Origin of the sequence: Nostoc sp. 'Peltigera membranacea cyanobiont' 232 (genome assembly GCF_002245985.1) — a bacterium.
Lineage (GTDB): Bacteria > Cyanobacteriota > Cyanobacteriia > Cyanobacteriales > Nostocaceae > Nostoc.
The window spans coordinates 16,633-27,843 of the sequence record NZ_NOLK01000105.1; the positions used below are offsets into that span (position 1 = coordinate 16,633).

Below are 11,211 nucleotides of genomic sequence, written 5' to 3' on the forward strand. Positions count from 1 at the left end.
CATGACAAGTGTTTTAGGACGAGAAACAGCGAGGCCCATAACGCCACACAGTATTTTAGTAGCGCAGCTACAGCAAACTCTGAAATTAGCAGAAGAAAGCAATATTCCCATAGAGATATTAGATTCTCTGCGTCAGGGAGTTGAATTAGCGGCGGGTTTAGATCCCTATCTGGATGATTACACCACTCCAGAATCGAGTGCATTGAGAGCATTGGCGCAAAGAACAAGCATTGAAGACTGGAGTAAACGTTTCAGCGATGGTGAAACAGTGCGTCAATTAGAACAAGAAATGCTCTCAGGACATCTGGAAGGACAGACATTGAAAATGTTTGTTCACATGACCAAGGCAAAGCGCATCCTAGAAGTAGGAATGTTTACAGGGTATTCAGCCTTGGCAATGGCAGAGGCACTACCAAGCGATGGGCAACTTATCGGTTGTGAGGTTGACTCCTATGTAGCCCAATTTGCTCAAGCTTGCTTTAGTGAATCTGCACACGGTAATAAAATCGTTGTAGAAGTAGCACCCGCTTTAGAGACACTCCACAAGCTGGCAGCAAGAAAAGAATCATTTGATTTAATCTTCATTGATGCCGATAAAAAGGAGTATGTAGAGTACTTCCAGACTATCTTAGATAGTGACTTGCTAGCTCCTGACGGGTTAATCTGCGTGGATAATACTTTGTTGCAGGGACAAGTTTACTTACCACCCCAACAACGCACCGCCAATGGTGAAGCGATCGCTCAGTTCAACCGTGCTGTCGCCGCCGATCCTCGTGTAGAGCAAGTTCTGTTACCCATCCGAGATGGTATAACTCTGATTAGACGCATGACGTAATCGAGGGATAAAAGCAAGGGGACAAGGGGACAATTCTTTCTCTCCCTGCCTCCCCTGCTGCCTCATCTTTCCCTACTTTCAAAGACTTATGGCAAAATCAATGGAGGATGAATCATGCCAGTACTTCGTATCCTTCATTTAGTTGGATCTGCATACAATGATTTTTACTGTGAGTTGTCACGCAATTACGCCCAAAGCTGTCTGGTAGCTACAGCAAATCCATCACTCTATGACTTTCTGATTGCATACATCACACCCGATCGCCAGTGGCGATTTCCTTCCTCTCTCAGTCCTGAAGATATAGCTGTCGCCAAACCGATGACTCTGTTAGATGCAATACAGGTTATAACAGCGCAAAACATTGACCTTATGTTGCCACAAATGTTTTGTATCCCTGGAATGACGCATTACCGCGCCCTATTCGACCTGCTTAAGATCCCTTACATAGGTAATACTCCAGATGTCATGGCAATAACGGCTCACAAAGCCAAAACGAAAGCAATTGTCGCAGCAGCAGGGGTGAAAGTACCTCGTGGAGAATTGCTCCGCCAAGGAGACGTTCCGACAATTACACCTCCAGCAGTCATTAAACCCGCAAATGCTGACAACTCTTTAGGGGTGTCCTTAGTTAAAGAGGTTAGTGAGTATGATGCTGCCCTGAAGAAAGCATTTGAATTTGCTTCGGAAGTGATCGTAGAAACATTCATAGAAGCCGGTCGAGAAGTCAGATGCGGTGCCATTGTCAAAAATGGGGAGCTAATCAGTTTACCCCTTGAAGAGTATCAGATAGACCCGGAAGTAAGACCTATCCGCAGCTATACTGACAAATTCAAAATACCAATCGAGGGCGACTTAGCTTCAACTGCTAAAAATTATGTTCCAGGTTGGATTGTAGATATTAATGATCCAATTACCCAAAAGGTTCAGCAAGAAGTTAAGAAGTGTCATTTGGCTTTGGGCTGTCGGCATTATAGTTTATTTGACTTCCGAATCGACCCACAGGGAGAACCTTGGTTTTTAGAAGCCGGGTTGTTTTGTATTTTTGACCACAAAGCGGTGATTGCCTGTACAGCGAACGCAGTGGGAATCCCTTTAAATGAGTTATTTATGACGGCAATCAATGAAGCGTTGGGCACGATTTGATGAACGGCAAATCACCTTTTTAGCTTTCTTCTGAATTGGAATAGCATAAAGTCTTCGCTAGCTGCAAGTAATAAAACTCGAATGTAACGCTCACTGTATATGGCGATGAATAGAAGATGAAACAATCCTCAGTCGTTGATAGGTTCCAGTATGATGTCATAATTACAACTATGAAAAAGCAGATTTTTGCAGTGTTCCAAAACTTGGGCACTCTTGGACTATTGGCGATCGTATTTCCCTTCAACTTCATCGTCGTACTCATATTGCTGCTGTGGAATTTTTTCAACCGATCGTTAAGCACGCAAGTGGTTTTAAACGAGAATTCCAAAAATATCTTGATCGGTGGTGGTAGAATGACCAAAACCCTTCAGCTTGCACGATCGTTTCACGCTGCTGGGCATCGAGTCATTTTATTTGATCTTGATAAATACTGGTTCAGTGGTTATCGATTTTCCAACGCTGTGGCTCGCTTTTATACAGTTCCTGACTCGCAAGAAGATTTAGAAGGCTATACTCAAAGCGTGCGTGCGATCGCTAAAAAAGAAAACATAGACTTTTTTGTTCCGGTAGGCATTTTCGCTGGCAGCTACTTTGACTCCGAGGGTAAACCAGTGTTATCAAGCTGTTGCGAGAATTTCCACTTCGATGCTGATACAATGAAGATGCTGGATAACAAGTTTACCTTTGCAGAAATTGCCCGCTCACTCTCGCTATCTGTCCCGAAAACTTTTCTAATTACAGATTCAGAGCAAGTTATTAAATTCGATTTTGCCAACGAAAAGCGCAAATATATTCTCAAAACCATTGTCTATGACTCTGTTTTACGCTTGGATCTAACCAAGCTACCAATGGAGTCTCACGAAAAAATGGCGCTTCATGTTAAAAGTAAGCCAATTAGTAAAGATAACCCTTGGATATTGCAAGAGTTTATTCCTGGAACAGAATACTGTACTCACAGTACAGTGAGAAATGGTGAATTAACAGTACACTGCTGCTGCAAATCATCTGCTTTTCAAGTCAATTACGAAAACGTTGATCGCCCAAAAATTAAGCAGTGGGTGAGTCATTTTGTCAAAGAATTACAACTGACTGGACAAATCTCTTTTGACTTCATTCAGGCGGAAGATGGGACGATTTATGCGATCGAGTGCAACGCTCGGACTCACTCTGCAATTACAATGTATTACAACCATCCAGGTTTAGCGGATGCCTATCTCAGTAAAGAGCCTCCGATTGAAACTCTACAACCCCTGAGTGATAGTAAGCCCACTTATTGGCTTTATCATGAACTTTGGAGACTTAATGAAATTAGATCGTTAAAGCAATTGCAAAAGTGGGTTAAAAATATTTGGCGAGGAAAAGATGCAATCTTTGAAGTTAACGATCCACTACCGTTCTTAATGGTACATCACTGGCACATTCCTTTACTATTACTCGATAGTTTGCGCTCCTTGAAAACCTGGGTGAGGATTGATTTTTGCATCGGGAAACTCATACAGTTTGGAGAAGACGTGAAATATAAAACCTCTATCTCTGCAATCTCTAAATGATAGTAAGCCAATAAATAGGCTTGCTCACGAATTTTGGAGACTTAATGAATTAAATCGTTAAAAAAAGGAAGCAAAAGCAGGATTGCATTTCCTTATCTTCTTAACCTCTTCCTCTGCACCAAGAACTGATTCCACTATCATGTCAAAATTATAATTATGAAAAAGTATATTTTTGTAGTGTTCCAAAACTTGGGCACTCTTGGATTATTGGCGTTAGCATTTCCCTTAAACTGCATCGTCGTCTTAACTTCGCTACTGTGGAACTTTCTTAAGCAACCATTCAGTAAGCCAATTATTGTCAACCCCAACTCCAAAAATATCTTGATCGCTGGCGCTAGAATGACTAAAACGCTTCAGCTAGCGCGTTCATTTCATGCTGCTGGGCATCGGGTTATTATAATTGATATTGAGAAATTCTGGTCAAGTGGTAACAAATATTCCAACTCTGTTGCAGGCTTTTATACCGTTCCCGATCCCAGCAAAGACTTAGAAGGCTACGTTGAAACCCTACACGCGATCGCCAAAACAGAAAAGATCGACTTTTTTATCCCGGTAGCGATTTTTTCCGTCATCCACTACGATCGCGGCAAGCCACCATTACCAGACTTTTGTGAATTTTTCCACTTCGATGCTGATGTCACCAAGATCCTGGATGACAAGTTTGCCTTTGCCGAAACAGCGCGATCGTTCGGTTTATCTGTCCCCAAATCCTTCAAAATTACCGATCCCGAACAAGTCCTCAACTTCGACTTTTCTCAGGAGAAGCGCAAATACATTCTTAAAAGCATCCCCTACGATCAAATACGTCGCTTGAATCTCACTAAGCTACCTTGCGATACACAATCAGAAACAGCTGCATTTGTCAAGAGTCTGCCCATCAGTGAGGAGAATCCCTGGATTATGCAGGAATTCATTCCTGGAAAGGAATACTGCACTCACACTACCGCGCGAGATGGAGAGTCACGAATGTACTGCTGCTGTGAGTCATCTGCCTTTCAAGTCAACTACGAAAATGTTGATCGGCTAGAAATTATGCAATGGGCGAGTCATTTTACCAAAGAACTAGGAAAAACCGGGCAACTTTCCTTTGACTTCATCGAGGCAGAAGACGGAACTGTTTACGCGATTGAGTGTAACCCCCGGACTCACTCCGCCATTACGATGTTTTACAATCATCCAAGAGTAGCGGATGCCTATCTTGGTAAAGATCCTCTGGCTGAATCTTTGCAGCCTCTTGGTGATAGTAAGCCAACCTATTGGCTGTACCACGAAGTTTGGCGGCTAAATGAGATTAGATCGTTTAAGCAACTGCAAACCTGGGTAAGAAACATCAGACGGGGGAAAGAAGCAATGTTTGAGGTGAGCGATCCCTTACCATTCCTGATGGTACATCACTGGCAGATTCCCTTACTCATTCTCGACAACTTACGAAGACTTAAAGGTTGGATAAGAATAGATTTTAATATGGGCGAGCTTATAGAGTAATATCATGTCCGCATAATTAGTTATGATTTCCACAGTCATTGCACCCCACCCCGCCAAAGCTATGCTTTGTCTCAGGGGATTAATGGGAGCCAGTGCCAGGCAAACGCATCTAAATTACTCTCGATCGCAACGAAGGTTAAGAACCAACGAAAAAATCTTTCCTTTCGCGTTTGATTATTTTTTAAGCCCCAAAGCGCTCGCCTAAATTTTTCGCAATAAGGCATCATGTAAAAATAAGTTGTACAAATTTAATTTGGAATAAGCTGTTAGCCTTATTTTCTAATCAAAAGTGTTCAAGTTATTTTTGCGCGACTCCTAAGCAAGAGTTAATGACATAAATTTTAACTCTATTGAGAATATACTTTACTTATTGACATAATGCGGCCGCCCTGCCTAACATGTAAATTTAATTCGGCGGCTCAAACCCGGATTTCTCACCACACCTCTCAAAGCCCGTGCTTGTGCAGGCGTTTGATAGAGCAGGGGAGCAGAGGGGCAGAGGGGCAGAGGGGAAAGAACTTGGTATTTTTGAACTCTCCCCTGCTCCCCTGCTCCCCTGCTCCCCTGCTCTATCAAACGCCTGAAGCTTGTGAGAAATGCGGGTCAAAATGGTTTACGTCTTCTGCGGTAGGTTGCTAACTCATGCCTCAGCCCTCTATTTGTATTAATTGCTTCATAAATATTTCTGTAGATATGGCAAGATAGCATACTTCTCTATATAAGTCTTATATCTAAAGATAGAAGAGAAAGGTTAAAATTTGGGAAACCTAAGAGGGGTTCATACCCAAGAGATGTCCTGCCTACTTATCGCAGAATGCAACTGAGGTTAGATGACGCAACCTTTAAATCAAGTCAAAGAGTGGGAACAACGTCGTGATGAAGCAAACCGCTACTACCAGCGCGGTAAATTTCAAGAATCTCTCGATCTTGCAACCAAGAATTTACACTTGGCTAGAGCAATTCGAGATCGGGCTAGAGAAAGTCATACATTAAACGATCTCGGTTTAGCTCACCTCAGTTGCTGGCAACCTCAAAGAGCATTAGAACGCTTTCATCAGGCGCTTTCGGTTGCTATTGAAATTGGCAACGCGCCAGCAAAAGCAACTGCACTTAGCAATCTGGGTTCTACTTACAGCCGTCTTGGACGCTTTTCGCAAGCGTTGGAATATTTTGACAAAGCACTACCAATTTTTAGGCGATCGCAAGATACTCAAAGTGAAGTTTCTACTCTTAATGATATTGCGCTAATTTATACCCGCTTAGAAGAACCAAAACGGGCACTGTTGCTACAACACCAAATTTTGAGGATGCGGCGATTGTTAGGTGATTTTTCTGGTGAAGCAACAACACTCAATGGCATTGGGTTTGCTTACAATGTCTTGGGCAAGTTTGAGCAAGCACTGGAATTTTTTCAAGCAGCACTTCCAATTCAACGAGCCGTCAAGAATTTGCTTGGTGAAGCAACCACTTTGAATAATATTGCCTCAATCTATAGCGAGCTAGGAAAACCTAAACAAGCCTTATTGCTCTACCATCAAGTTCTTTTGACACGTCGAGCAATCAGCGATCGCTCTGGGGAGGCTACAACCCTTCACAACATTGGTTTTACCTACAGCACCCTGACAGAGCATCGCCAAGCAATGAAGTTCTACAAGCAAGCCATTGCGATCTATCAACAATTGGGCGATAGTCTCGGAGAAATTTCAACTTTACTGAATATGGGAACCCTTTACGCCACAACGAGACGCAAAAAAATGGCGCGATCGTGCTACCAAAATGCTCAAGAGTTAGCAGAGCAAATCGAACATCAGCCACTCCTAGAAAAAGTACAACAGTTTATTGATTCACTCTAGTACCGCAAGGCGGAATTCGTAATTCGTAATGACGCTCGAAGACTCGCTACCGCTGCGCTAACGTAATTCGTAATTCAGATTGCGTAAGGGTTCTAGACATTTCCAATGGTTGGTTTATTTCCGCCGTGTTGTACTAGTTTAGATGCAACAGGCTCAGATTCCCGACTTTTTTAAGAAGTGGGGAATTTTTTTGTTCGAGTTGAAGCTCAAAAAGTTCGCAACTTCGTTACCACCGACCATATACTAATCAACAGGTTACGATCGATTAAGAAGTAATAATTTTTTATGGCACCGCCAGGAGTCTTTTTATGTTCATTAATGAATTGTCACCTCTATTTAGAGAATTTATCCAGCATCCAGCCTCATTTGTGGGTGGGTTATTCTCTGGTGTCCTTCGGCTGAATCTTGCGGACGATCCTGTAAAAAGCTGGCTGGATCAACAGACTCGCTCAAATAGTTATACCAGCAGCACAACAGATAGACATAATGGCAAAGCAAGTGGGCCTCAACAGATTTCGATTGACTAAATTTTTGAGTAATCGCAAATCCGGTTAATTATTTTGGTGACAGACTCCCACATTGATGCAAGCACGCATTGTGGGAGTCGATCGCAGAGTAACTTTCCATGTCTTCCACATTAAGAGATACTAAGTCCAAGTACATAGGCAAGGAAATATGGAATCCCTAACCTCTCGTATGCAGGGTGTACAGTCGCCAATTATTCCTGTGGTTGGGGAACTGATTAAAAATTCTCCTGGAACAATCTCTCTAGGACAGGGTGTTGTTTCTTACAACCCACCACCAGAAGCCATCGAATTTTTACCCAAATTTTTCGCTGAACCCACTAATAATTTATACAAATCAGTTGAGGGAATTCCTCCGTTGCTGACAGCACTTGCTGGAAAATTGCAAGCCTTCAACGGTATTGAAATCAACGAGGAAAACTGCATCGTTGTGACAGCAGGGAGCAATATGGGATTTATGAATGCCATTCTTGCGATTACTAACCCAGGCGATGAAATTATTCTGAACACGCCTTACTATTTCAACCACGAAATGGCGATGGCAATGGCTGGTTGTCGTGTAGTGTTAGTGGCGACGGATGAAAATTACCAACTGCGAAAAGAAGCGATCGCTCAAGCAATTTCTCCTAAAACACGGGCCATAGTGACAATTTCACCAAATAACCCGACTGGAGTTGTCTATTCAGAAGCAGCATTGCGCCAAGTAAATCAAATTTGTGAAACTCGCGGCATTTACCACATCAGCGATGAAGCTTATGAATACTTTACCTATAACGGCGTAAAACACGTTTCTCCTGGTGCATTTGGGAGTAGCAAGTCCACTATTTCTCTATTTAGCCTTTCCAAAGCATACGGTTTTGCTAGCTGGCGCATTGGCTACATGGTGATTCCCAAACACTTATTTGTCGCCATCAAAAAAGTCCAGGATACGATTTTGATTTGTCCGCCAGTAATTTCCCAATATGCAGCTTTAGGGGCATTGCAAGCAAAAGCGGAGTATTTGCAGAGTAATATAGGTGCAATCGCTCAAGTACGGCAATTAGTACTCGACTCCCTTAACCGCCTACAAGGTTTATGTAGCATTACACCCGCTAATGGGGCTTTCTATTTTTTCCTGAAAGTTAATACCCAGATGGATGCTTTTGAGTTAGTTAAAAGACTAATCCAAGAATATAAAGTAGCAGTTATTCCAGGTACAACCTTTGGTATGGATAACGGATGCTACTTGCGTGTTGCTTATGGGGCGCTGCAAAAAGAGACAGCCCAAGAAGGTATAGAAAGATTAGTGCAAGGTTTGGAAACTATAGTCAGGAGTTAAAAGTCATTCCTCCTGCATACTATTGCAATCTTAGAATATAAAATTGAACAGATGCCGATTATTAATAAACTAATTGAAATTGAAACTCAGCCAAAAATTAATATTCATAATATCACACCACCAATTCAAGATTTTCTTGCTTCAACATCAATTAAAAATGGACAAGTTTTAGTATTCTCTCGACACACAACAACAGCTTTAGCTATCAACGAAAATGAAGTCAGATTGTTAGAAGATATAAAAATATTCTTGCAAAAATTAGCACCTGAATCAGACAGTTATTTGCATAATGACTTGCATTTAAGAGATGTCCCAGAAGATGAGCCGATTAATGCTCACTCTCACTTAATGGCAATGATGCTGACCACTAGTGAGATAATTCCCATTGTGGATGGTAAATTAGCTTTGGGAACTTGGCAATCTGTGTTGTTTTTTGAGTTGGATGGGCCGCGCAAAAGAACGGTATTTGTGCAAATATCTGGCGAATAATGCAACTTCACACCTGCAATTATCCCAGATAACCCAAAATAAAATTACGAAAGCGATGGACAAGTGCATCAGTTGAATTTACTTACAGCAATTAAAAACCTGAAAGAATGTTTCTAAACATAACCTTCCTTTCCACAAACCAGGACTTTCGTTGTGTCAAAGGCAGAGGCAATTAGTGATGAAAAATAACGATAACTTTGTATTACGTAATACTTGGTACTATGCTCTGCCTAGTAATCAAATCAAGCCAGGTATGATGGTTAGCCGCATCTTTTTGGATGAACCGGTGCTGTTAGTTCGAGGACAAGATGGCAAAGTCTCGGCGATGAGAGATATTTGTCCTCATCGTGCCGTGCCTTTGAGTTGTGGTAGATTCGATGGTCGGGAAGTGGAATGTTGCTATCACGGTTGGCGCTTTAACCCGGGTGGACGCTGCACTGCAATTCCATCTCTTGTTGAAGAGCAGCAGATGGATTTGAGTCGCTTTGACGTACAATCCTACGAAATCCGGGAAGCCCAAGGGAATATCTGGATATATATGGCCGATCCCGATAAATCTAAACCTGCTTCTGAGATGGAGATTCCGGTAATTCCAGGGTTTGATGAGCGATCGCCACAATTCATAGAAGTGATGAGATTTCCCTGTTTTGTAGATCATGCTGTAGTCGGTCTGATGGATCCTGCTCATTCACCCTATGTTCATCGTGCTTGGTGGTGGCGAAACGAACAACTGCACGAGGAAGTCAAGCAATTCGATGCTTCGCCCTACGGCTTCACGATGCGACGACATCGATTGCCAGCGAATGGGGGGAGATTATACTGGCTGATTGGCGGTGGTGTGCCGGAAACAGAGATTTCTTTTCGTTTACCTGGAGTCAGAATAGAAGAAACCACAATTGGCAACCAGAGAGTCGTTAATTTAACGGCAGTTACACCTATTTCAGACACAGAAACCGAAGTAACTTTTGCTCTTTACTGGACTGTTCCTTGGGCGGGATTTTTCAAGCCACTGCTGCATGTGCTGGCGCGGACTTTTATCGGTCAAGACCGAACGGTTGTGGAAAAGCAGCAGATCGGCCTCAAATATAATCCTGTGCTGCGACTGATTAAGGATTCAGATATGCAGGCACAGTGGTATTACCAGTTAAAGCGTGAGTATGCCAGGTCTGTCGCTGAAGGACGAGAATTTGTGAACCCTGTCAAGGATCAAGTACTTCGCTGGCGTGCTTAAATTACTCAAAACTAAATTCTGCAAATTCTCTTTGCCCGAATAGCATATTTCGGTCTACTGCTGACAAAATTTTGTTATTGGTGCTATCGCTATTTAAACAACGACCAACTAACTGGGCGACATCTGCACGATTTATGCTACCAATAATCTGCGGATCTTCGGTTAAAACACCATTACCCGTTGCTGTTTCTGACTTTAGTCCACCTGGGCGGATGATTGTATAGGTAAGTCCACTGGCAATTAAGTGTTGTTCAGCTTTGTCTTTCTCAGCTAAAACTTTTCCTAGTACCGCTAAAACTTGGGGTGACGCAGCAACAACACTATTGCCAGTACCAATGGAAGACACAAGAATAAACTTTTGTACTCCAGCTTTAACTGCTGCATCGATCAGATTTTTATTACCAGGGTAATCTGGCCTTTCTACATCTGATGGTAAACCGCCAATTGTACTGATAACGGTGTGGATAGGTTCATCTGTCAGCATTGCCCGTTCTACATCGCCAATATTCAAGGCATCTCCCAGAACTACCTCTATACCGATTTTTTCTAATTCAGCAGCAGTTGCTGCTGTTCTCAGGAGTGCTTTAACCTTTAGCTGTTGGGCTGTCAGATATTGGGCAATTTCTCGACCAACACCGCGACTTGCTCCAGCCAGAAAAATGTAAGATGCACTTGTCATAATAAACTTAACTATTTACGCTCAAAGGATTTTATCAGAGGCTTGGCCCGCATTTCTCACAAGCTTCAGGCGTTTGATAGAGCAGAGGGGCAGAGGGGCAGAGG

The 11,211-nt window shown here is 42.6% G+C and carries 10 protein-coding genes; 9 read left to right on the forward strand and 1 reads right to left on the reverse strand.

Features of this window, described 5'->3' with window-relative positions; genetic code table 11:
- Nucleotide 1 precedes the first annotated feature (1 nt).
- The 9 genes from CDG79_RS27515 (at nt 2) to CDG79_RS27555 (ending at nt 10,428) form a co-directional block, all read left to right on the forward strand.
- Nucleotides 2–835, forward strand: coding sequence for an O-methyltransferase (locus CDG79_RS27515; RefSeq protein WP_094344945.1), 834 nt, complete (start codon nt 2–4; stop codon nt 833–835).
- A 114-nt stretch (nt 836–949) separates the two neighbouring features.
- Nucleotides 950–1,978: a D-alanine--D-alanine ligase family protein gene (locus tag CDG79_RS27520; RefSeq protein WP_094344946.1), complete on the forward strand. Its 1,029-nt coding sequence runs from the start codon at nt 950–952 to the stop codon at nt 1,976–1,978.
- A gap of 116 nt (nt 1,979–2,094) precedes the next feature.
- Complete coding sequence (locus tag CDG79_RS27525) at nt 2,095–3,528, forward strand: ATP-grasp enzyme (RefSeq protein WP_442946257.1); 1,434 nt, start codon at nt 2,095–2,097, stop codon at nt 3,526–3,528.
- Nucleotides 3,529–3,684: 156 nt separating this feature from the next.
- Nucleotides 3,685–5,013, forward strand: a complete 1,329-nt coding sequence (locus CDG79_RS27530) for an ATP-grasp domain-containing protein (RefSeq protein WP_094344948.1) — start codon at nt 3,685–3,687, stop codon at nt 5,011–5,013.
- An 830-nt stretch (nt 5,014–5,843) separates the two neighbouring features.
- Complete coding sequence (locus CDG79_RS27535; RefSeq protein WP_094344949.1) at nt 5,844–6,866, forward strand: tetratricopeptide repeat protein; 1,023 nt, start codon at nt 5,844–5,846, stop codon at nt 6,864–6,866.
- A gap of 308 nt (nt 6,867–7,174) precedes the next feature.
- Complete coding sequence (locus CDG79_RS27540) at nt 7,175–7,393, forward strand: hypothetical protein (RefSeq protein ID WP_094344950.1); 219 nt, start codon at nt 7,175–7,177, stop codon at nt 7,391–7,393.
- A 148-nt stretch (nt 7,394–7,541) separates the two neighbouring features.
- Nucleotides 7,542–8,708: a pyridoxal phosphate-dependent aminotransferase gene (locus CDG79_RS27545; protein ID WP_094344951.1), complete on the forward strand. Its 1,167-nt coding sequence runs from the start codon at nt 7,542–7,544 to the stop codon at nt 8,706–8,708.
- A 51-nt stretch (nt 8,709–8,759) separates the two neighbouring features.
- Nucleotides 8,760–9,197: a secondary thiamine-phosphate synthase enzyme YjbQ gene (locus tag CDG79_RS27550; protein WP_094344952.1), complete on the forward strand. Its 438-nt coding sequence runs from the start codon at nt 8,760–8,762 to the stop codon at nt 9,195–9,197.
- Between the two features lie 178 nt (nt 9,198–9,375).
- Nucleotides 9,376–10,428 (forward strand): aromatic ring-hydroxylating oxygenase subunit alpha, encoded by a 1,053-nt coding sequence (locus tag CDG79_RS27555; protein ID WP_094344953.1) that lies wholly within the window; start codon nt 9,376–9,378, stop codon nt 10,426–10,428.
- Between the two features lies 1 nt (nt 10,429).
- Here CDG79_RS27555 and CDG79_RS27560 read toward each other — a convergent pair whose 3' ends face one another.
- On the reverse strand, nt 10,430–11,107 hold the full coding sequence (locus CDG79_RS27560) for an SDR family oxidoreductase (RefSeq protein WP_094344954.1): 678 nt from the start codon (nt 11,105–11,107) through the stop codon (nt 10,430–10,432).
- Nucleotides 11,108–11,211: the final 104 nt, after the last annotated feature.